The following is a 22,774-nucleotide window of genomic DNA, read 5'->3' on the forward strand; positions in this document are numbered from 1 at the left end:
CTGCACCTAGATGGAGAGCCGGGACGGACGCCGGCCGCCGTAGACCAGATTCACCAACACGCGAGTACCCATCACCGAGGTGAACATCGAGGTCAGGATGCCGAGCGACAGCACCACCGCGAAACCGCGCACCGGACCGCTGCCCACCGCGTAGAGAATCACTCCCGCCAGCAAGGTCGTGATGTTCGAGTCCATGATGGTCAGCCAGGCACGATCGTAGCCGGCCGCGATCGCCGAATGTGGTGGCATCCCGTTTGCGAGCTCCTCGCGAATGCGCGAGTTGATCAGCACGTTCGCGTCGACCGCCATGCCGACGGTAAGCACGATGCCCGCCATGCCGGGCAGGGTCAGCGTCGCCGACAGCATCGACATCACCGACAGCAGCAGCATCACGTTGAACGTCACCGCCAGGTTCGCGAATATGCCGAACACACGGTAGACGGCCAGCATGAACACGATCACCAGCACCGAACCTATCGCCAGCGAACGCACACCGAGCGCGATGTTGTCGGCACCGAGCGATGGTCCGACCGTGCGCTCCTCGACGAAATCGAGCGGTGCGGCCAGTGCACCGGCACGCAGCAGCAACGCCAGTTCGGCCGATTCCGCCGGGCTGTCGAGCCCCGTGATACGGAACTGCGTACCAAGCGCCGACTGGATCGTCGCCAGACTGATGATCTTCTTCTCGTCGTAACGCTGCAGCACCGGCACCTCGTTGCCGGCGTCATCCTTCTCGTAGCCGACCGTGCGCGACTTGCGCTCGATGAACAGCACCGCCATGCGTCGCTTGATGTTGTCGCGCGTGGCGCGGTTCATCAGCGTGCCGCCCTGGCTGTCGAGGCTGATGTTCACCTGCGGGCGCCCGTTTTCATCGAAACTTGAAGAGGCGCTGGTCACGCGATCACCGCCGATGATCAGATCGCGCTCGACCCAGGCACTGCGCTCCGGCCCCGCCTCGGCCCGGAACTCGAACTGCTCGCGCTCGGTGGCAGGGGTATCGGGCCTCGCCTCCAGGCGGAACTCCAGGTTCGCCGTCTTGCCGAGGATGCGCTTGGCTTCGGCGGTATCCAGCACGCCGGGCAACTCGACGACGATGCGGTTGCGCCCCTGCTTCTGGATCAGCGGTTCGGCCACACCGAGTTCGTTGACGCGGTTGCGCAGCGTGGTGAGGTTCTGCTCGACCGCGTACTCCTCGAGTTCGCGGACCTGCTGTTGTCCGATCGACAGCGTAAGCAGGAAACGCCCGCGTCGATCCTCGCTGAGCCGCTGCAGTTCCGGTGCCTGGTCGCGAATCAGCGCGGCGGCGGCATCACGTGCCTCGGCCGTCGTGAACGTCCCGTCGATGCGGTTGCCCTTGCCGGCCTTGACCAGCCCGCGTATACGCTGCTCGCGCAGCTTCTTGCGCAGGTCGGATTCGTAGACCGCGATGCGCTTGGCAACTGCGGCGTCCGTATCGACCTGCAGCAGGAAATGCACCCCGCCGCTGAGGTCCAGCCCGAGTTTCAACGGAGTCCCACCGATCGCGGTCAGCCACGCTGGCGTGGTCGGCGCGAGGTTCAGCGCCACCACGAAGTCATCGCCGAGCGCGCGGCGCACCAGTGCCTGTGCGCGCAGCTGCTGCTCGGGGTTCGTCAGGCGCAGCAGCCCCGAGCGCGGGCCGACCTCGCCTGCCTTGACATCGACCCCTCCGGTGACAAGCGCCTCGCGAGCGCGATCGAGCACGCCCTGATCGATCGCAAGCGCGCTGCTCGCGCCGGAGATCTGGATCGCAGGGTCCGGCGGGTAGAGGTTCGGCAGCGAATAGATGGCCGAGATGACCAGCACGAGCGCGACCAGCAGATTCTTCCAGAGCGGGTATCGATTCATGCGCGGACAGGTATCCGTGACGTGGGGGCTACGGGTCCGGTCGCGACCGGACCTCGAAGGCGGCGGATTATAGCGATGCGCTGTCGGCACGCCAATTCAAGACTCGGCCGACCCGACCGACCGCTGAAACTCAACCGAGCCATGCGCGCGCGTTGCGGAACAGCCGCATCCAGCCGCCGTCCTCGCCCCATTGCGGCGGACGCCACGAGTTCTGCACGCTGCGGAATACCCGCTCCGGGTGCGGCATCATGATCGTGACTCGGCCGTCGCGCGAGGTGACCGCAGCCACGGCAGCCGTCGAGCCGTTGGGGTTGGCCGGAAAGCGCTGCGTCGGCTCGCCGTGATTGTCCACGTAGCGCAGCGCCACGCCTGCCGCCCCGGTCAGCGCCTCGTACGCACCCGGTGCGAAACTCGCCCTGCCCTCACCGTGCGCGGTCGAGACCGGGATCAGCGATCCTTCCATACCGGCCAGCAGCACCGAGTGGCTGCGTTCCACACGCAGCAGCGTCACGCGCGCCTCGAACTGCTCCGACGCGTTGCGCAGGAACCGTGGCCAGTGCTCGCTGCCCGGAATGATCTCGCGCAGGCACGAAATCATCTGGCAGCCGTTGCAGACCCCGAGCGTGAACGTATCGGAACGCGCGAAGAAACGCTCGAACTGCTCGCGCGCCTGCGCGTTGAACAGGATCGTGCGCGCCCAGCCGGCACCGGCACCCAGCACGTCGCCGTATGAAAAGCCGCCACACGCCGCGATGCCGCTGACGCTGCCGAGGTCGAAGTCGCCACCGAGAATATCGCTCATGTGCACGTCGATTGCCGCGAAACCCGCCCGATCGAAGGCAGCCGCCATCTCGTACTGTCCGTTGACGCCCTGCTCGCGCAGGATCGCCACCCGTGGACGCGCACCTGCAGTGATGAACGGCGCCTCGATGCGCTCGGACGGATCGTAGCCGAGGCGTGCAACCAACCCGGGATCGTCGGCGTCGAGCAGAGCGTCGTACTCTTCGCGCGCGCAATCGGGGTTGTCGCGCAACGCCTGCATCCGGTAGCTCAGCTCGGCCCACGCACGGTGCAATGCAGTACGCGTATTCTCATAGACCACCCGCGCACCGCTGCGAATGCGCAGCGTGTCTCCGCGTGCCGGACGTCCCAGCACGTGCAGTGCATCCGCCAGCCCGGCATCCGCAAACAGCGCGCGCACCGCCTCGAGATCCGCCGTGCGCAGCTGCAACACCACGCCGAGCTCCTCGGCGAACAGCACTGCGAGCGGATCATCCCCGAGTCCGCCGATATCCACATCGAACGCAGCGTGTCCGGCGAAGGCCATCTCGCACAGCGTGACCAGCAAGCCGCCGTCGGAGCGATCATGGCAGGCAAGCAGCAGCCGCCATTGCAGGCAGCGCTGCATCGCGGCGAAAAACCCGGCGAGCATCGACGCATCGTCGACATCCGGCACGCTGTCGCCGACCTGATTGAATACCTGCGCCAGTGCCGAGCCACCGAGCCGGTTGCGTCCACGACCCAGGTCGATCAGCACCAGCAGCGTGTCGGTCTCGCCAGGATCGATCTGCGGCGTCACGGCAAGGCGCACATCGCTCACCGGCGCGAACGCCGAGACGATCAGCGACAACGGCGCGATCACTTCGCGCTCGCCGGCCGCGTCGCGCCAGCGCGTCTTCATCGACATCGAATCCTTGCCGACCGGGATCACGATCCCGAGCGCAGGGCACAGCTCCATGCCAACCGCACGCACCGCCTCGAACAGCGCCTGGTCCTCGCCCGGATGCCCGGCCGCCGCCATCCAGTTTGCCGACAGCTTCACGTCGGCAAGACGCGCAATCGGCGCCGAAGCCATGTTGGTCAGCGCCTCGCCAACCGCCATGCGTGCCGATGCGCCCGCATCGACGAGCGCGATCGGCGTGCGCTCGCCGATCGCCATGGCCTCGCCAGCGAAGGTGTCGAACGATGCCGTCGTGATGCCAGCATCGGCTACCGGTACCTGCCACGGGCCGACCATCTGGTCGCGCGCCACCAGCCCGGTCACGCTGCGATCGCCGATCGTCACCAGGAAACCCTTGCCGGCCACTGCGGGCAGGCGCAGCACGCGTTCGACCGCCTGCGCGATGTCGATGCCGCCGAGCGCGAGTGGCACGCGTCGCGGCGTCACGCGTGCGTATTCGCGGTGCATGCGCGGCGGCTTGCCGAACAGCACCGCGAGCGGCAGGTCTACGGCGCGGCTGCCGTCACGCCCATCGGTCAACGCCAGATGCGGCTCGGCGCTCGCCTCCCCCACCACCGCATACGGGCAACGCTCGCGCGCACAGATCGCATCGAAGCGTTCGAGATCCGCCGCGTCGATCGCGAGCACGTAGCGCTCCTGTGCCTCGTTGCACCACAGCTCGAGTGGCGACAGTCCGCTGTCGGCACTCGGGATGCGCTCCAGCGCGAAACGCCCGCCACAACCGCCATCCTTGACCAGTTCCGGCAGCGCGTTCGACAGGCCACCGGCGCCGACATCGTGAATGAACCGGATCGGATTGGCGTCGCCGAGCTGCCAGCAACGGTCGATCACTTCCTGGCAGCGGTGCTCCATCTCGGCGTTGTCTCGCTGCACCGATGCAAAATCGAGCTCCGCATCGCTGGCACCGGACGTCATCGAGGAAGCGGCACCACCACCGAGTCCGATCAGCATCGCCGGGCCACCCAGCACCACCAGCCGCGTGCCGCCCACCATGCGTCCCTTGTCGACATGCGCGTCCCGGATGTTCCCCATGCCACCCGCAATCATGATCGGCTTGTGATAGCCGCGTATCGCGCCGAGATGATTCTGTTCATAGCTGCGGAAATAGCCGCAGATCGCCGGACGTCCGAACTCGTTGTTGAAAGCGGCGCCACCGATCGGACCTTCGAGCATGATCCTGAACGCCGAAGCGATGCGCTCGGGACGTCCGTGATCGACCTCCCACGGCTGCACGAAGTCCGGCACACGCAGATTCGAGACGCTGAAACCCACCAGCCCCGCCTTTGGCCGTGCACCGACCCCCACCGCTCCCTCGTCGCGAATCTCGCCACCAGAGCCGGTAGCTGCGCCCGGATACGGCGCGATCGCAGTCGGATGGTTGTGCGTCTCGACCTTCATCAGGATATGCACCGGCTCGCGGTGGTAACCGAACTCGCGCGTTGCCGGGTCGGGGAAGAAGCGGCCTGCCTCGTGCCCGCGGATCACTGCGGCGTTGTCGGAATACGCACTCAGCACGGCCGGATCTGCAGCATGGCTGTGGGTGTTGCGGATCATCGCGAAAAGACTGTGCGACTGTGCCTCGCCGTCGATGCTCCACGAAGCATTGAAGATCTTGTGTCGGCAATGCTCGCTGTTCGCCTGAGCGAACATCATCAGCTCGACGTCGGTGGGATTGCGCTCGAGCGCAACGAAGCCTTCGCACAGGTAGTCGATTTCATCGGACGCCAGCGCGAAACCGAACTCGGCGTTTGCGCGCTCCAGCGCGGCACGGCCACCGTCAAGAACGTCGACTATCCGCAACGGACGCGCCGCTTCCTGCGCAAACAGGCTCTCGACCTGATCGAAGCTCGTGAACACCGTCTCGACCATGCGGTCGTGCAGCGCGCCGGCGATCCATTCGCGCGAGCGCGCATCCGCCGACCCGCCGGTCACGAGATAGGCGATGCCGCGTTCGACGCGCTGTACGCGCGCGAGCCCGCAGTTGCGTGCGATATCGGTCGCCTTGCTCGACCACGGTGATTGCGTACCGGGGCGCGGCACCACCAGAAAGAGCCCGCTGCCGGTCTCGTCGAGCTGCTCGGCACCATCCACCAGCTCGCACAGACGCTGCAGCTCCTGCGCGGCAAACGCGCCACTGGTTTCGACGAAGTACATGAAACGCGCACCGAGCGCGTCGATGCCGGGATCGAGTACACGCAACTGCGCAAGCAGCCGCTCGAGACGAAATGGCGAAAGCGCCGGAGCGCCGGCGAGTGTCAGCATGCGTGCTCCCGATGAAGTGATCGACGGATGCCGCAAGGCAGCGGCAGGGCGCAGATTCTACCGTAAGCGCCGGATGCCCGCCCAACGCCGATCGATGCGCCCGCACCCCTTGCGAACGCGACGCACACAGCAAATGCAGCGGTAGTACCCGCTGACATCAACCGCACATTAGACAATCCATTCCATGAATACCGGTATTTTTTGCTGTGATGCAAACTAGGCAGCCGCGTCTCAGCCTCTAGAATCGCGCTGCCAGTTACAGCGAGAGTGTGACCGATGAGGATCACAGTAACTACTGGAACACTGGAAAGCGGCTTCCGGCCTGTCACGAAGACCCTCAGGGCAGCGTTGATCGGCATTCTGTGTGCGGTTCTGGGCGCATGTCCCAACGAGACCCGACAGCCACACTCCGGAGCGCTTCCACGAGATTCCCTCGATGAAGTCCTGGCACGCGGCAAGCTGCGTGTCGTCAGCCGGGTAAACCCGGCGACCTTCGTCGTCGACAAGCACGGTCCTTCCGGGATCGAGTACGAACTCGCACGCGAGTTCGCCCGCTCGCTCGGTGTGAGGCTGGAGATGCTGCCGGCCGCCAATATCGCCGAGGTGTACGCTGCGCTCGACAGCGGTGCAGCGGACATGGCCGCATCGGGACTGTCGCAACGCGATGGTGTCGCGTCTTCCTACTGGTACAGCACACCGTATATGGAAGTGCGTCAGCAGATCGTGCATCGCAGCGGCACACCGCGCCCGACCACGCTCGCCGATCTCGTCGGCAAGCGCGTGATGGCACTCGCGCAGAGCAGCTCTGCCGATGCGCTGCACAGTGCACAGCGCGAGCAACCCACGCTCGGCTGGATGGAAGCGACGCGCATCGAGACATTCGACATGCTGCGCAAGATCGCCGATGGCAAGATCGACTATGCGGTCGTGAAATCGAACGAATTCCTGATGCACGCAGGCCTGTTCCCGACACTGGAAGTCGCGTTCGAACTCGAACAGGGCGAGCGCCTCGCATGGGCCACGGCGGAGCACTCGCCGAATGCGCGCCTGCACGGTGCGATGCAGAGCTTTCTGGCCGATCACGAGCGTTCCGGCAGTCTCGATCTGCTGCGTGAACGATTCTTCGGCTATCTGCCGGAGGTCAACCGGCACGCACTCACCGCATTCGCCAACCGCGTCGAAACGCTGCTCCCGCGCATCGAGAAGACCCTGCGCCGCGTGGCGACGGAAGAAGGTATCGACTGGCGCATGCTGGCCGCGATCAGTTACCAGGAATCGCACTGGAACCCGAACGCCGTCTCACGCACCGGCGTGCGCGGCATGATGATGCTGACGCAGACGACTGCACGCGAGATGGGAATCAGCAACCGCACCGACATGGAGCAGAGTCTGCGTGGCGGCGCGCGTTACTTCCTGCGCCTGCTCGAGGGCGTCGACCAGCGGATCGCTGCCGCAGAGCGCGAACTGTTCGCGCTCGCCGCGTACAACATGGGGCCGGCACACGTCGAGGACGCTCGCCGTCTCGCGGCGCTGCGCGGCGCGAATCCGGACGTGTGGGCCGATGTCGAAAAGCAGTTGCCGCTGCTCACCAAGCGCGCCTGGTATTCACGCACACGCTACGGTTACGCCCGTGGCCACGAAACGCTCGGTTTCGTGAATCGCATCCGGCAGTACCACCGCTACCTCGAACACCACGAGGACGGTCCAGGCCTGTTCGAGCTCGCGGTGACATCCCTGCACGCCAGCCAGGCCCTACCCGCACGCTCCTGAGTTCGCGTCACGCCGGGAGCGGAAGAAATCCCGCATCAGGTGCGCCGCCTCGTCGGCGCACACACCTTCGCTCCACGCGATGCGGTGATTGAAGAACGCCGCATCCAGCAGCCCCGCATTGCTCACCACGACGCCGGCGCGCGGCTCGCGCGCCGCAAACACCAGGCGCGCCACGCGCGCGTGCATCAGCGAGCCGGCACACATCGCGCAGGGTTCGATCGTCACGTACAGCGTCGAACCGACCAGGCGGTAGTTCTCCACTGCCTGCGCTGCCGCACGCAAGGCGATGATTTCCGCGTGCGCGCTCGGGTCACGGCGACCGATCGGTGCGTTCCAGCCTTCACCGATTGCCACGCCGCCACGCACCACCACCGCGCCGACCGGCACCTCGCCGGCTGCTGCGCCCTGGCGCGCGAGTGCGAGCGCGCGATGCATCCAGTATTCGTCCACCTCGTGCACCATGTTCCTCCCGCCAGACCGGCAGCGGTTATCATCGCGCAGTCGGCGCGCCGATGGCAGCCGTCAGGAATCCCCCACGCAAGGAACCCCGCATGAGCGACAAATACACCACACTGACGCCCGAACTCTACGCCTACATGCTCGAACAGCGCAGCGAACGCGACCCGGTACTCGAGCGCATAGCACGTCACAACGAGACTCTCGGCATGATGGCCGTGGCGCAGATCGCACCCGATCAGGGGGCGTTCCTGACGCTGCTGACGCGCGCGATCGGTGCGCGTACGGCGATCGAGATTGGCACTTTCACCGGCTACAGCGCACTGTGCATCGCGCGCGGGCTGCCGGACGACGGGCGCCTGCTGTGCTGCGACATCGACCCGGAACACACCGCGAGCGCGCGCAGGTTCTGGGATGACTCGGGCGTAGGCGAGCGCATCGAACTGCGGGTCGGCCCGGCGCTCGCAACGCTGCGCGCACTGCCCGCAGGCGAGCACTTCGATCTCGGATTCATCGACGCCGACAAGACCGGTTACCCGGCCTATTACGAGGAAGTGCTGGCGCGTTTGCGTCCGAACGGACTGATCCTGTTCGACAATGTGCTGTACCAGTGGTCCGGCCAGATCACGCGGGAGGACGCCACTGACGAAAACACCGTCGCGCTGCGTGCGCTGAACGCAAGACTTGCACGCGACCCACGCGTCGAGGTGGTGATGCTCGCGGTCGGCGACGGCCTCACGCTCGCACGCAAGCGCCGGGTGGGGGAAACCGACGCCACGCAGACCTGATGACATCCCACACCGGTCTTCCAGCGGCGCACCGATCGATCGCGCTGATCGGGGTGCTGGCGATTGCCGCAATTGCGATCGTGGTCGCCGGTGACGAGTTGTCGCGGCATCTCGCGACGATCGACGCGTGGATGCAAGGCTCCGGCCCGTTCGGCATCGTGCTGTTCGTGACGGCATACGTGGTGGTGACCTCGGCGCTGATCCCCGAAAGCCTGCTTGCTGCCACGGCCGGAGCCCTATTCGGATTCTGGTGGGGGCTCGGCGCATCCCTGATCGCCGGCATAGTGGCGGCCACCCTGCAATACGGCGTCGGCAGCCACTGGCTTCGCGCCCCGTTGCTGCGCTTCAGCGCTCGCCGACCCGCCTGGCGGTCGGTGCAGGGCGCGATGACGAAGGACGCGAGGCGGCTGCAATGGCTGCTCAGGCTGGCGCCGTTCAATCCCGCGACGATCAGCTACCTGTCGGGTGCATCCGGCGTGCGGTTCGGCAGTTTCCTGCTCGCCTGCTCCGCGCTGACGCCGCACGTCGCGCTGGAGGTCTGGGGCGGCCATGCCGCCCGGCATCTCATCGATGCGTCGCGCGCATCCGCAGGCACGCACTACCTGCACGATGCGCTGCTGATCGGAGGATTCGTCGCAGCGCTGGTGGTCCTGCACCAGGTATCGCGCACGGCACGGCAGGCACTAACCGCTGCAGTGCACGAACCCGGTGCCGCAGAACACGAGCCGTCATATGATGCCCACAATCCGGCTGCCGCACGGAGTACCCGATCATGAGCATGCCCGCCTGCGATGCACTGGTGCTGTTCGGCGCTTCCGGGGATCTGGCCGAGCGCAAGATCTTTCCCGCGCTGCAGGCATTGATTCGCAATCACAGCCTCGACGTACCGGTAATCGGCGTCGGATTCTCCGGCTGGAACGTCGAGCAGTTGCGCGAACGCGTGCAGCACAGTCTGCAGACGCACGGCGATGGCATCGACGCCGCTGCCACGCACCTGCTCGACCTGTTGAGCTACGTCGACGGTGACTATCGCGAGGCCACGACGCACCAGCAGCTGCGCGCGGCACTCGGCAGCGCACGGCACCCGCTGCACTACCTGGCGGTCCCGCCCAGCCTGTTCCCTACCGTGGTCGACGGACTCGGCAGTTCCGGCTGTGCAGCGGGTGCCCGTGTCGTGGTCGAAAAGCCGTTCGGCCGTGATCTCGCCTCGGCCGAGGCGCTGAACCTGGCGCTGCACCGTGTGTTTGCCGAAAGTTCCGTATTCCGCATCGACCACTATCTGGGCAAGGAAGCGGTGCAGAACCTGCTTTACTTCCGCTTCGCGAACGCGTTCCTAGAACCGGTGTGGAACCGCAACTACGTCGCCAGCATCCAGATCACCATGGCCGAGGATCTCGGCGTCCAGGGACGTGGCCGCTTCTACGAGGAAGTGGGTGCGCTGCGCGATGTGGTACAGAACCATCTGCTGCAGGTACTGGCCCACCTGGCAATGGAACCGCCGATCGGAAGCGATGCCGAGGCGCTGCGTGACGAGAAGGTCAAGGTATTTCGCTCGATCCGTCCGCTCGAACCGGCTGACATGGTGCGTGGCCAATACGAAGGCTATCGCGGCGAAGTCGGCGTCGACGTGAACTCGCAGGTAGAAACCTTTGTCGCGCTCAGGCTGCACCTCGATTCCTGGCGCTGGGCCGGGGTGCCGATCTTCGTTCGTGCCGGCAAACGACTGGCGACGACCGCCACCGAGGTGCTGGTGCAGTTGAAACACCCGCCACAACAGGTCTTCGGTGCGGCGGTCGCAGCTGCCAGCAACTACTTCCGTTTCCGCCTCGGCCCGGATCACGTGGCCATCGCGATCGGCGCCAACAGCAAGCACGCCGGCACCGCAATGACCGGCGAGCCGGTCGAACTCTACGTGTGCAACGAACACGGACCGCAAATGAGCGCCTACGAGCGCCTGATCGGCGACGCACTGAAAGGCGATCCCACGCTGTTCGCGCGCGAGGACGGCGTCGAGGCTGCCTGGCGTATCGTCGATCCGGCACTGAAGCAGTCACTGCCCGTGTACCCGTACCGCCAGGGAAGCTGGGGGCCGCAGGAAGCCGATGCGATGACCGCGCCCTGCGGAGGCTGGCATCGGCCGGCTGCAGCACCGACGAGGAACGAGGCATGAGCGACAGCAGGTTTGCGCCAGGCAGCCCCGGCATCGCGCCGAGCTGGACCAGCAGCGCCAAGGACCTGGTCGGCTGTTCGCTCGGCCCGGCGCGACTGTGGTTCACGATCGGCCACGGCATCGTGAACGAAGTCTACTTTCCGCGGGTGGACATGCCGCAGATCCGCGATCTCGGCTTCATCGTCGCCGACGACGCCGGCTTCTGGTGTGAAGTCAAGCGCCTCGGCAATTATCGCCTCGAGACCCCGGCGCCCGGCATTCCCGCCGCACACATCGTGCACACGCACGAACGCTTCACGCTGACGCTGCGCATCATCGGTGATCCGCAGCGCGACGCGCTGCTGGTCGAAGTCTTGCTTGCAGGCGACGCAACACTGCGCCCCTACGTGCTGCTCGCGTCGCATATCGACGGCAGCGGCTACGACAACCTGGCGGAAGCCGTCACTCAGGGCACGCGTCGCGTACTGCGCGCAGGGCGCGACGAGCCATCATCGACCTGGCTGGCGCTGGCAGCGGCCGACCGCAGACAGTGCGATGCGTTTGGCCGCACCAGCGTCGGGCATGTGGGCGCCAGCGACGGATGGCAGGATTTCGATCGCCACGATGCCATGCGCTGGCAGTACGACCGTGCCGGACCCGGCAACGTGGCGCTGCTCGGCGAACTGCAACGCGAGTGCACGCTTGCACTTGGCTTTGGCACCAGCCCGGAAGCAGCCACCACGCTGGCCGTCGGTGCGCTGGTACGACCTTTCGTTGCCGCCTGGGAGCAACAGGTGTCCGACTGGCGCAACTGGCATGCCACGATCGCTGCCCCGGCGTGTGCCCGGTGCGAGCCCGAACTGGCCCGACAGCTGGCGATCTCGGCCATGGTGCTGCACGTGCACCGCGACAAGATCCACCCTGGCGCGATGGTCGCCAGTCTGAGCATTCCCTGGGGCAACAGCAGCAACCAGCGCGGCGGCTACCACCTGGTATGGCCACGCGACCTGGTCGAGTGCGCGGGTGCCTTGCTCGCGCTGGGCCAGGAGGCAGAGGCGCGCGACGTATTGCGCTATCTGATCGCCACGCAGCACGCGGACGGCCACTGGAACCAGAACCAGTGGCTCGACGGCAAACCGTACTGGCAAGGCGTGCAGCTCGACGAGGCTGCCTTTCCGGTGCTGCTCGCGGCGCTGCTGGCGGAGCGCGAGGCGCTGGGCGGCATCGAGGTGCACGACATGGTGCGGCGTGCGCTCGGCTTCATCGTGCGCAACGGCCCCGCCACCGACCAGGACCGCTGGGAAGAAGACGCCGGGGTCAACACGTTCACGCTTGCGGCGTGCATCGCCGCACTCGCTGCCGGCGCCGGGTTTCTGGAACCCGCAGCCCGTGACTTCGCGCTGGCACTGGCCGATGACTGGAACGCACGCATCGAGGATTTCACCGCCGTCAGGGACACCGCGCTGGCACGCAGGCTTGGCGTCAGTGGCTACTACGTGCGCGTCGCGCCGCACGCCATCTTCTACGACGACCAGGCGATGCAGCGCTGCATGCTGATCAAGAACCACCGGGAAGAAACCGCACTGCCCGCCAATGAACAGGTATCCACCGACGCGCTGCAACTGGTGCGCTTCGGCCTGCGCTGCGCAGACGATCCGCTGGTGCGCGATACCGTCACCGTGATCGATGCCCTGCTGCGTGTCGACACGCCCAGCGGCCCTGCCTGGCGCCGCTACAACGGTGACGGCTACGGTGAGCACGAGGATGGCGCACCGTTCGACGGCAGCGGCAGCGGGCGTCCGTGGCCGCTCCTGACCGGTGAGCGCGGCCACTACGAACTGCTGGCAGGGCGTGACCCGTTGCCGTATCTGCACGCCATGATGGCAATGGCCAGCCGCGGCGGGATGCTGCCCGAGCAGGTTTGGGACACCGCCGCGATCCCGTCGCGCCGGCTGTCGCCGGGGCATCCCAGCGGTTCGGCGATGCCGCTCGCCTGGGCACACGCCGAGTTCGTTAAGCTCGCTCTGTCGGTGCACGGCTCAAAGCCGTGGGATTGCCCCGCCGCCGTATGGGAACGCTACCGGGGACAGCAATCGACCCCACGGCGCCGCGTCTGGCTCGAACAGGCGCCGACAGCGCGCATCGACGCGGGCAGCGATGTGTTGCTGTGCCTGCGCGAGCCGGCCCTGGTGCACTGGGGCGTCGACGGCTGGCACGCTACGGCCGACACCCGCACGCTCCCGGTACCTGGACTCGACGTCCATGTGGCCGTGCTGCCGAGTGCCGCTCTGCACGCGGGACAACGCATCGACTTCACGTGGCGGCACCAGGAATCGGGCGAGTGGATCGGCCTCGATCATTGCCTCAAGCTGCTCGACGAAGGCCCCAACACACAAGGAACCTCCCCATGAGCAGACCGACCCAGAGCGCTCATGCCGAACGCTTCCGCGCACTGCACGACCGCAGCAACGTACTGCTGCTGCCAAACGCATTTCACCTCAGGACCGGTCTTTCAGCGGGCAGGTATTCATGCCGAACGGCAGGTAGGCCGGGCAGAAACGGAACACCCCGGTGAGTACGGGAACCACCCCGATCCAGCCCCACCAGCCAACGGTACCGGTCACAGCCAGGGTGATCAGCACCAACCCGATCACGATGCGAACGATGCGGTCGATTCCGCCGACATTGGCTTTCATGGCAACCTCCTGGTTCGATGGCAAAATCAGGTCGCTCGTCAGACGTCCGACCTGCACAACAACGGCACGTGCAACGGGCGCAGAAAACGTGCGCCACCTGGCCCCTGTGTGTCTTGCAACGTGCGCGCACCCGCAGCGTAGCATCTCTGGCGCTAGCAGCGCTGCTTGAACGCAGCACGCTGGACGAACTGGCATGACGCTTGTCATCATGCCCGGAAGCCGCGTTCCCGTATCCCATGCCCGACGGAGCACATCATGCTCACACGCCTTGCCGTACTGACGATGGCGCTGCTCGCAGCAGCCTGCGCGAAGACGGACGAAGACGTGCAAGGCCTGCCTCCGCCCGTGGTCAAGGCGATCGATGCATTTGCAGAGGAATGCGCAGCAGCCGGCGGTGTGGCGAACACCCGCGACGCAGCGCGCCGAGTCGACCTGAACGGCGACAAGCGAGCCGACTTCGTTGTCTATGCAGGGTGGATCCCCTGTGACAATGCGCCCGGTGTATTCGGTGATCGGACGAAAGTTCTGATGGTCTTTGCCGGCGACACCGGTGACGACGCACAGCAGGCATTCAGCGATGACGTATACGACGCGACAGTCGAAACCCGCGACTCCCGGCAAGAATTGTGGCTGACGACATCCGGGGAAGAGTGCGGCCGCACGCAGGCTGCGGCCTTCGCCGACGAAACATTCTGTGACCGCCAGCTCGTCTGGACCACGGCTGGCCGGTTCGAACTCGCCCCCCTGGACGCCGCCCGTCTGCTGAAGTGATCAGCACCTGCGTGTTGGATAATCCTCCCCGTAACCGGGGATTCCGGGTCGTCAACCAGGCTGCAGCGCGAGTGCGGCCGCTTTGATCTGCGTCAGCAACGCCTTCTGGCCCCGGTAGATCCAATAGATGCCACCCAACCCGATGCCCGCCATGATGATCGCCGAACCTATGTTGCCATTTGTCATGTCATAAAAGCCCGCCGCGATGAAAATCGCAGTAACGATCAGCAGCATGTTGTAGAAAGGCGGTCCGGCAAGATCATTCACCGGTTTACGGATCACGTGGATCGCACCGGTATCGTGGTTGACGATACCCAGATACGGACCTTCGGTCTTGCCGTTCTTGATCCCCCAGAAGATGGACGCCCTCGATCCTGCCCGGGCGCTGAACCCCGAGTCCTCGATCTGCAGCGAGCGTTCCGATCCGTCACTGGCCCGCACGAAAATATTGTTGTAGTGGGTGGTGGAAGTCGGGTGGTTGGCGTCTCTCGACACTTCCGTATAGCTGGATTTCTGTTGCTCCACGACCTCTCCGCTGAACGCGTGGAGATCGATGCGCTTGCTTCCGGCATTGACGCTTGCAAAGGCAGCCATGGTCGAGACCTCGATTTTTATCAGGGAGTGGGTCGGACGCCGTCCAGTCTACGTGCGAAATAATTCACCTGTCACCAGCGCGGAAAAATATATGACGGCAGATCAATGCCCGCGACGGCAAATGCGTCATCACCCCCTGCGACGCCCTCCGGCCCTCAACCGAGCTTCTGTGCCACCTCCACCAGGCGGCGGGCCTGGTGGCTGATCGACGCACTGGCGTCGTCGCCGAACTCGGCTCCCTGGGTGTGGCTGTAGCCGTACGGGTTGCCGCCGGTCTTGAAGATCGCTGCGTCTGTGTAGCCCGGCGCAACGATGATCGAACCCCAGTGAATCGCGCTGACGTAGAACGACAACAGTGTCGTTTCCTGCCCGCCGTGCATGTTCTGCGCCGATGACATCGCCGAAACGGCCTTGTTGGCGAAACCTCCCTTGGCCCAGAAACCGCCCAGCGTGTCGATGAACGCGCGCATCTGACTCGCCATGTTGCCAAAGCGGGTCGGCGCCGAGAACAGGTAGGCATTCGCCCACTCCATGTCCGCAATCGTCGCCACCGGCACATGAGCCGTCTGTTCGGCGTGTGCCCGCCATGGATCGACACCGGCAACGATCTCGGCGGGCACGGTCTCCGGAACTTTCAGCAGACGCACTTCGGCACCTGCTTCACGTGCCGCTCCGGCTGCGATTTCGGCCATGCGATGGTTGGTGCCGTAGGTCGAGTAGTAGACGACGGCCAGCTTCACGCTCATGGGACTCTCCTTATCAGGTTTGCACGAACTGGTTTTCAGCCGGCGCGAAACCCCACCGATACGACTCACCCGCCTCCGGCAGCGAACCCATCCGCATGCGTGCGTGCCGGCACCCTGGCGACGCTGCGCTCGCAGCACACGCCACGCGTCGATATAGGCGTCCCGGACCCCGCATCTTTCGCCTCGGCGTCGCCCTTCAGGATGCTGCATGTAGTGCGGAACAGCAACCTGCTGGTGTCGCGCTGCTGCTGTCGCGCCGGCAAGCTCGAAGGCAGCCCCGTCACCACAACACTGCCCCTGCAACCCGCTCTGCGTCGATCGACTGCTGGCCGTTTGGGTTTACCATCCGCGCGCCAACTCATCCGAAGCATATGCATGCGAACAGCCACCGGCCCACACAGCAACGACTCGACCCGCGCAGAGAATGATCGGACAACATCACGACGTCCGGATATCCAGGGATTGCGCGCGATCGCCGTGGTCATGGTCGTTGCCTACCATGCAGGCCTTCCCGTACCGGGCGGATTCGTCGGCGTGGACGTATTCTTCGTGATCTCGGGTTTCGTGATCGTGCAGATGCTGCAACGCGAGTGGAACTCGACCGGGAAGATCGACTTTCGTCAATTCTATCTGCGCCGCTTCAAGCGGCTGACTCCGGCGCTTGCGTTGATGCTTGCCGTCGTCATCGTAGCGGCTGCGTTCATCCTTTCTCCGCTCGGCAGCCAGCAAACCGCTGCCAAGACGACCGTCGCTGCAATCCTTCTGCTCGCCAATCTCGTGATCGCGAGGACAACCGGAGGCTATTTCGATGCGCCCGCCGAAACGAACCCCTTGCTGCATTGCTGGTCGCTGTCGGTCGAGGAGCAGTTCTACCTTCTGTTTCCTGCGCTGCTGGCTGCGTGCTGGGCCTGGGGACGATATCGCAGCAACAGCAGCCCGCAACGCATCGCGCTCATCGGCGTCGTCGCGGTAACTCTGGTATCCGTGATTTTCAGCAGCCTCAACGTCCTTGCTCCGGATTCCCGGTCCGCACACTACCTCGCGAACTTCTATTCACCCCTCAGCAGAGCCTGGGAGTTCGGTGCCGGTGCACTGCTGGCCGTCTCCGGGATGAGCGGCAGGCGCTTCAGGCGAAGCGTTTGTATTGCCATGAGTGCTCTTGGGCTGGCGGCACTGGCTGTTTCGGGCCTGATCATCAACGGGTCCGTAGCATTCCCCGGCCCCTGGACGGCTCTGCCCGTCGCCGGTTCCGTACTGCTGCTTCTGGGTGGGGGCAGATCCGACCATGCGGTTGCCAAAGTGCTGGGCAGCCGACCATTCGCGAAGGCAGGAGACTGGTCTTACTCGATCTATCTATGGCATTGGCCATTCATCGTATTCGCCGGCCTCCTCTGGCCGGGAGATGCAGGCGTGAAGTTGGCAGCAGCGATGCTTTCGGTCGTACCGGCACTGGCATCGTTCCGCTGGCTCGAGGAGCCGCTGCGAGCGCGCCAGGACGTCGGCGCGCACCGCGTATTCTCGATGGTGCTCGCGACTGTCCTGCCGACACTCGTGCTCGCATTGGGTCTCGCTGCGGGTTCTCGCGTGCTCCGCTCCATGCCGGGAGTGGCCGAGGCACGGGTCGCGGTGTCGACAAGACACGCCCCCAGTGAACGAGGCTGCCTCAGCCGCGGGCCATTCAGTCCGGATCTCGTGAAAGCATGCTGGTGGAACGGGGATGTCGAAGCCTCTCCCATATATCTGGTCGGCGACTCGAACGCCTGGCACTTCGCCGAGGCCGTGCTGGGGGCCGCTCACTCGCTGCAACGGCCAGCGTGGATTTTCACCACCCCGTCCTGCCCGCTCATCCAGCATCTGGAAATCCGTGCCGTCGGCCGAAGCCCCTATTTCCCGCAAGCGTGGCCGCTCACGGAGTTTGCACACTGCACGGCGTATGCACGGTTCACGATCGACTCGCTCGCGCAGGCCACGCCCGGCGTCGTCGTGATCGCCGGTCTCGATCAGTACTGGTGGGACCCCACGCTCAGTGTTCGTCTCGGCACCGGGCAGCCTGTGGTCGATTCCGTCGGCAAGGCGCGTGTTTTCCGCGAAGGCATCGCTGCGACGGTTTCGCGGCTCGAAGCGGCCGGGCATCGCGTCGTCCTGGTTCAGTCGATCCCCACGTTTCGCAATCCGGCACCACCATGGGATCCGCGAGCGTGCACGAACGTCGCAGTGCTCCGGGGAACGTGCGGACGAACAGTCCCCGTGGCGGTCATCGAGCCGATCCAGGAGCCATCCCGGCAGGCGCTGAGCGAGGCGGCAACCTTGACCGGAAGCCATGTGCTCGACTTGCGGAACGTGCTGTGCCCGGACGGACTGTGCAGCACGCACCGCGGCCGTGAGTGGCTGTACATGGACGCCACGCACCTCAGCGTCCAGACCAGCCGGGAGCTTGCTCCGTTCTTTGTGCAGGCCATCGACGCGGCCTCGCGATAGCGGACGCGGACCCTCTGGAGCGAACGACTGGACGTGCACCCCGTCGATGCGGTGGCGATGTCTCCAAACGATTGCGCCCGGAGGTGCCTTGCTGGCCAGCGGCCCGGCATGGGCAGTCACGAGATCGAAAGTGGCATGCCCAACAGGCGCTCGATGAGCGTTTCCGCGGGCAAGCAGACCCAAGGCACGGCCGAGCGCAGCAGAAAATCTCCTGCCATGTCAGCATGCAGAAGCAGCTTCGGCCAGCAGCACCGCTGCCTCCTGCGCAATATCGTCCACGCATGCTTCCACCTCCGCGCGCCGCGAGCGGAAACTCAACACACAGATGCGTCCAAGGTAGCGCTCTCCGACCTGTGCACCAGTCAGCATCACCCGACCGCGCGCCGTCACGCGCTCCATCAACGCCTGCGTCGCCCGGTTGCGCGCGTCCTGCGTTGCGAGACGATCGTTCTCCAGGTGGAAGGCAAGCAACGAGAGTTGTGGCCTCGCGTCGATGACGATGCCGGGAACGGCGGCGAGCTGCTCCGCAGCCCACAGCGCCAGCTCGCGCTTTTCGGTCAGCGCCGCTCGATAACGCGCTGCACCGTAGAACTTCAGCGTCAACCACACCCGCAGGCCGGAAAACGCACGGGACAGGTCCGGGCCGTACTGTGCCGGATCGTAGAACTCGCTCTGGTTGTCGGGCAGGTAGCCGGCCGTCGAGGAATGCAGCGCGCGCAGAGCTTCACCGTCGCGCACCAACAGTGCCCCGGTACCGTAGGGCAGGAACAGTCCCTTGTGCGGATCGAGCGTCAGCGAGTCCGCGCGTGACAGCCCGGCGAGCAGACCACGCAGCTCGGGCACCATATGGAAAAAACCGCCGTATGCGCCATCGACGTGATGCCACAACCCTTCGCGCGCAGCCAGGTCGGCCACCGCGTCCAGCGGGTCCACCGCACCGGTATTGGTGGTGCCAGCGGTCGAGAACACCATGAAGGGTTTCAGGCCGCTGGCACGGTCGGCCCTGATCGCAGCCGCGAGTTCGTCCACGCGCATGCGAAAGTCCGCGTCGGCCGCGATCGTGCGCACCCGATCGTGCGCGATACCGGCAAGCCGTGCCGCCTTCACGATCGAATGATGCGACTGCGAGGACACATACAGCGTGCCGGAACGGATGTCCGTGCCAAGTTTCTGCTCGCGCGCACAGGCGATCGCACTGAACATCGCCATCGAACCACCGGTGGTGAACAGTCCCCGCGCGGTCTCCGGAAACTGCATCCACTCGCACAGCCACTCGAGCGCGTTGGCCTCGAGCTGCACCAGCGCCGGTGCTGCCTGCCAGATCCCCGTGTAGCGGTTCACGCTGCCGGCGATGAAATCCGCCAGTGCGGCGGTAAACACACCACCACCCGGGATATACGCGAAGTAACCCGGACTGGCCGTGTTGAACGATCGCGGTATCCACTGCTCGAACAGCGGATCGAGCAATGCATCGAGGTCCGTACCTGACTCGGGTGCTGGTTCACGCAGCGATCGGCACAGACTTTCGACTCCGGCAAGGGCACCACAGACCGGTGCAGCACGCAGCCCTGCCAAATGCGAGACCACGCGCTGCGTCACTGCCGCAGTCATCGCCCGCATCCGTTCCGGCGGCAGATCGAGATCGGCGGGATCGGCTGCAACAAACGTATCGGACATCTCCCGACGCTCCACGTCAGTCGAGCAGTTCGGCCCTGAGTCTGGCGAGATCGGCGTCCGAGACGCCGAGCACCTCGTGGAAATAGTTGTTCATTGATCCACTGCGTTGTTCGATCTCGCTGAAGACCGCCGCGAGGTATTCGGGTTCGGCGCCGAGCATGGCCTTGATCACCAGCGGCGGCAGCTTGCCGATCATCTGCTGCAGCGGCGCCTTTGCCTCATCCGCCTTGCCGCCTTCCTGCGCCTTCCGGTCATTCCCGTTCAGGAACGCTGCTGGCGTCAGGTAACGGTTGGTGAGCGCGTAGTCGGCAAGCACCGTCTCTCTGGGCACGCCAAGCGCAGTCAGGATGAGCGCAGCGGCAACACCGGTGCGGTCCTTGCCTGCGGTGCAGTTGAAGGCGAGCGGCAAATCGCCGTCCACCAGCATGCGGAACATCTCGCGGAAGGCGAGCGACTGTTCGTAGGCAAGGTTGCCATAGAGCCTGGCAAAACTGGTCTTCACTCCAGCCTCGGTGATGTCGCCGGTCAGCAAGCGGCTGAAGTCGGCGTCGCTCATCTCGTAGTCGCGCGTCCAGTAGTTGACCGCACCGCCAGCCTCGAGCCATCCGGCAGGTTCGTGCAACCGCTCACTCGTGGTCCGGAAATCGCACACCTGACGCAGCCCGAGATCGCTCAGGTACTTCTGGTCGGCAGCGCTGAGCGCAGCCATGGCGCCCGAACGAAACACCTTGCCCCAGCGCACCTGGCGACCGTCCGCAGTCAGATAGCCACCCAGATCGCGAAAGTTGCGCCCGCCTTCGAGCGGCAGCAGGCGCTCCGCGACCCACAGGCTGTGGCCGCTTCGATCCTCGATATGGAAATAGGGGCGACCGCCCTGGTTCACCTCGAAGGCAGCCTCTTCGCCCACGAGACCGCGCGCCAGGATCTGGCGCTCGGCAGCCCGCGCGTCCGGCACACTGGCCACCGAAATGCTGACCGCACCATCGAGACCGCTCCAGTGCAGCCGATAGTGCCCTGGCGAAGTGCGCTCGACCGTTGCCGGCGCCACATCACGGAAGGCCCTGGCGGCCGGTGCGTTGGTTGCAGTCACGCTCGCAGGAGTCGCAACGGGCACCGTTCGGGGGACGTCTGCACAAGCAACGCCTGCACCGATGAACAGCAGCGCCGCGGTCAATCCGCTTGCCAGCAGGCTGCGCAGGTTCCAGTTCTTCATCGTTCTTCTCCTCGTCGCTCGCATTGTTTGCCGGGTACTCAGCTGTGCGCCTGCACCCAGCGCACGATGTCCTGCGCGCCCATCATGCCAGCCTGACGTACCACCTCGCGACCACCGCGAAACAGGATCAGGGTCGGGATGCTGCGGATGCTGTATTGGGAACCGATCCCGGGCGCGGCGTCGGTGTCGACCTTGGCGAGACGTACGCCCGGTTCCAGCAACTGTGCCGCACGGGCGAAGTGCGGCGCCATCGTCTTGCACGGCCCGCACCACGGTGCCCAGAAGTCCACCAGCACCGGAATGTCGCTGCGTGAGATGTGTCTGGCAAAGCTCGTCTGCGTCAGCTCCACGGGATGGGCCGTGAACAACGGCCGATGACACTGGCCGCAATTCGGCTGTTGCGCGAGACGCACGGCGGGCACACGGTTGACTCCGTCGCAGTGCGGACAGACCACATGCAGTGCATCACTCATCACGGCTCCTCCGGTGCAATGGCAACCTCTGCAACATGGGGGCGCAACCGCCGTGCTGCAAGGTACGTTTCACCTGTGCCGAAGAAGGATCATCAGGCGCGCGCTGTGTTCAGCGCTGATTGCAGTCACTGCAGCACTTCTCTGGATGCGAAACTCCTGCTGCGTCCTGGGTTGCCGGGACGGTGACCAGCGTGTTCGCGATGCTGCCAGATCCTCGCCATCGATGAATTCGATGGCGCGCCAACCTTCGCGCTCCAGCATCGTGCACGAGTGCTCGATCGACTGTGCCTCTCGACCCTCGGGCTGGCGCCTGCCGCTCTTGTCCGTGGCGGTGAAGACGTGGGGTTTCATGGTTTTACCGTGTCAGACAAATTTCCTGGCAGAAGCGGAAAGCTTTAGCCGGCAGGACGACCGACAAAATATCTCGCTTGCCCACCGAACCTCACGAGCCGTCGGCCAAAGCATCGACTGAATGCGCAGCGTCATGCGTTCCAGCAATCCGTGCGGCAACGCTTGCTCCTCCACTGGCGTGGCCAGTCGTGACCGGATCGCCGCCCACGGCGCACTGGCGGCGAAATCCCTCTGCCACCACCGTCGCCAGCGCTCGAGCGTGCGCAAACCGACCCCGATACGCTCGCACAATCGCTGCCGGCGCCGCTCACTCAGACCCTGTGCCAGCGCACACGCCAGCACCACCACGGCGCCCGCAAACACCCGGCGCCCCAGAAAACGCACCGACGACGGCGTCATGCGCCGCCGGCACCCGTCGCGGGCACAGCAGAAACTCAGGCGCCGCACCCCGTCCGGCCCGAACAGCGCACGCGGCACGCCGCGCGGCTTGCGCGGGTAGTCGGCGCGATGCAGCGGCGCACCACACGCCGGACAGCCACCAGCGCTCTCCTGCTCCGCCAGGTCGTGATCGATCAGCTGCAAAAACCGCCAGAAGCTGGCATCGCGTAACAGGGCATGGCACATTGGAGCGGTCTCGCATTCTTGGTCGAACACGAGACAACCCCCTCGGAGGGCTTCTTGCAAGCTCTTCGAGGGGGCCTAGCTTCTGTCCCTCATCAACCGTGACAAAAAACGGCCGGAAA

Annotated in this window: 18 protein-coding genes; 7 read left to right on the forward strand and 11 right to left on the reverse strand. The window is 65.3% G+C overall.

What is annotated here, in order from left to right:
* Positions 1–6: 6 nt before the first annotated feature.
* The gene (secD, locus tag H7A12_08840; GenBank protein MCP5320913.1) at positions 7–1,866 is read right to left on the reverse strand and encodes a protein translocase subunit SecD; all 1,860 of its coding nucleotides are present in this window, start codon (positions 1,864–1,866) and stop codon (positions 7–9) included.
* A 130-nt stretch (positions 1,867–1,996) separates the two neighbouring features.
* The gene (gene purL, locus H7A12_08845) at positions 1,997–5,869 is read right to left on the reverse strand and encodes a phosphoribosylformylglycinamidine synthase (protein MCP5320914.1); all 3,873 of its coding nucleotides are present in this window, start codon (positions 5,867–5,869) and stop codon (positions 1,997–1,999) included.
* A gap of 276 nt (positions 5,870–6,145) precedes the next feature.
* Here purL and mltF point away from each other — a divergent pair, with 276 nt between their 5' ends.
* Positions 6,146–7,639, forward strand: a complete 1,494-nt coding sequence (mltF, locus tag H7A12_08850) for a membrane-bound lytic murein transglycosylase MltF (GenBank protein MCP5320915.1) — start codon at positions 6,146–6,148, stop codon at positions 7,637–7,639.
* On the opposite strand, the gene tadA is transcribed toward mltF, so the two are convergent.
* A complete protein-coding gene (gene tadA / locus H7A12_08855; protein MCP5320916.1) occupies positions 7,622–8,101 on the reverse strand; it encodes a tRNA adenosine(34) deaminase TadA in 480 nt (159 codons plus the stop codon). The two genes, mltF and tadA, sit on opposite strands and share 18 nt — an antisense overlap.
* Before the next feature lie 89 nt (positions 8,102–8,190).
* On the opposite strand from tadA, the gene H7A12_08860 reads away from it, so the two are divergent.
* The 4 genes from H7A12_08860 to H7A12_08875 are packed head-to-tail and all read left to right on the forward strand — an operon-like array spanning position 8,191 to position 13,443.
* A complete protein-coding gene (locus tag H7A12_08860) occupies positions 8,191–8,883 on the forward strand; it encodes a class I SAM-dependent methyltransferase (protein MCP5320917.1) in 693 nt (230 codons plus the stop codon).
* Positions 8,883–9,659 carry a TVP38/TMEM64 family protein gene (locus H7A12_08865; protein MCP5320918.1) on the forward strand — a complete coding sequence of 259 codons (777 nt, stop codon included), beginning with the start codon at positions 8,883–8,885 and terminating at the stop codon, positions 9,657–9,659. The genes H7A12_08860 and H7A12_08865 overlap by 1 nt, the downstream gene beginning before the upstream one ends.
* Positions 9,656–11,053, forward strand: coding sequence for a glucose-6-phosphate dehydrogenase (gene zwf, locus H7A12_08870; GenBank protein ID MCP5320919.1), 1,398 nt, complete (start codon positions 9,656–9,658; stop codon positions 11,051–11,053). Before H7A12_08865 ends, zwf begins: the two co-directional genes overlap by 4 nt.
* On the forward strand, positions 11,050–13,443 hold the full coding sequence (locus H7A12_08875; protein MCP5320920.1) for a glycosyl hydrolase: 2,394 nt from the start codon (positions 11,050–11,052) through the stop codon (positions 13,441–13,443). The genes zwf and H7A12_08875 overlap by 4 nt, the downstream gene beginning before the upstream one ends.
* Before the next feature lie 87 nt (positions 13,444–13,530).
* Here the strand turns inward: H7A12_08875 and H7A12_08880 are convergent, their stop codons facing one another.
* Complete coding sequence (locus H7A12_08880) at positions 13,531–13,728, reverse strand: DUF2892 domain-containing protein (protein ID MCP5320921.1); 198 nt, start codon at positions 13,726–13,728, stop codon at positions 13,531–13,533.
* 255 nt (positions 13,729–13,983) lie between these two features.
* On the opposite strand from H7A12_08880, the gene H7A12_08885 reads away from it, so the two are divergent.
* Positions 13,984–14,499 (forward strand): hypothetical protein, encoded by a 516-nt coding sequence (locus tag H7A12_08885; GenBank protein MCP5320922.1) that lies wholly within the window; start codon positions 13,984–13,986, stop codon positions 14,497–14,499.
* Positions 14,500–14,550: 51 nt separating this feature from the next.
* Here the strand turns inward: H7A12_08885 and H7A12_08890 are convergent, their stop codons facing one another.
* Complete coding sequence (locus H7A12_08890; protein ID MCP5320923.1) at positions 14,551–15,093, reverse strand: hypothetical protein; 543 nt, start codon at positions 15,091–15,093, stop codon at positions 14,551–14,553.
* 155 nt (positions 15,094–15,248) lie between these two features.
* Positions 15,249–15,839: an NAD(P)H:quinone oxidoreductase gene (wrbA, locus tag H7A12_08895; GenBank protein ID MCP5320924.1), complete on the reverse strand. Its 591-nt coding sequence runs from the start codon at positions 15,837–15,839 to the stop codon at positions 15,249–15,251.
* Between the two features lie 462 nt (positions 15,840–16,301).
* Here wrbA and H7A12_08900 point away from each other — a divergent pair, with 462 nt between their 5' ends.
* A complete protein-coding gene (locus tag H7A12_08900) occupies positions 16,302–18,317 on the forward strand; it encodes an acyltransferase (protein MCP5320925.1) in 2,016 nt (671 codons plus the stop codon).
* A gap of 219 nt (positions 18,318–18,536) precedes the next feature.
* Here the strand turns inward: H7A12_08900 and H7A12_08905 are convergent, their stop codons facing one another.
* The 5 genes from H7A12_08905 to H7A12_08925 form a co-directional block, all read right to left on the reverse strand.
* Entirely contained in the window at positions 18,537–19,994 is a 1,458-nt protein-coding gene (locus tag H7A12_08905) for an aminotransferase class V-fold PLP-dependent enzyme (protein MCP5320926.1), read from the reverse strand.
* Positions 19,995–20,010: 16 nt separating this feature from the next.
* On the reverse strand, positions 20,011–21,207 hold the full coding sequence (locus H7A12_08910) for a tyrosine-protein phosphatase (protein MCP5320927.1): 1,197 nt from the start codon (positions 21,205–21,207) through the stop codon (positions 20,011–20,013).
* 38 nt (positions 21,208–21,245) lie between these two features.
* Positions 21,246–21,680 (reverse strand): thioredoxin TrxC, encoded by a 435-nt coding sequence (trxC, locus tag H7A12_08915; protein MCP5320928.1) that lies wholly within the window; start codon positions 21,678–21,680, stop codon positions 21,246–21,248.
* A gap of 69 nt (positions 21,681–21,749) precedes the next feature.
* Positions 21,750–22,031: a hypothetical protein gene (locus H7A12_08920; protein ID MCP5320929.1), complete on the reverse strand. Its 282-nt coding sequence runs from the start codon at positions 22,029–22,031 to the stop codon at positions 21,750–21,752.
* Positions 22,032–22,043: 12 nt separating this feature from the next.
* Positions 22,044–22,685 carry a hypothetical protein gene (locus H7A12_08925; protein ID MCP5320930.1) on the reverse strand — a complete coding sequence of 214 codons (642 nt, stop codon included), beginning with the start codon at positions 22,683–22,685 and terminating at the stop codon, positions 22,044–22,046.
* Positions 22,686–22,774 lie beyond the last annotated feature (89 nt).

This window comes from Pseudomonadales bacterium, assembly GCA_024234165.1.
In the GTDB taxonomy this organism is placed as follows: Bacteria; Pseudomonadota; Gammaproteobacteria; order Pseudomonadales; family UBA5518; genus UBA5518.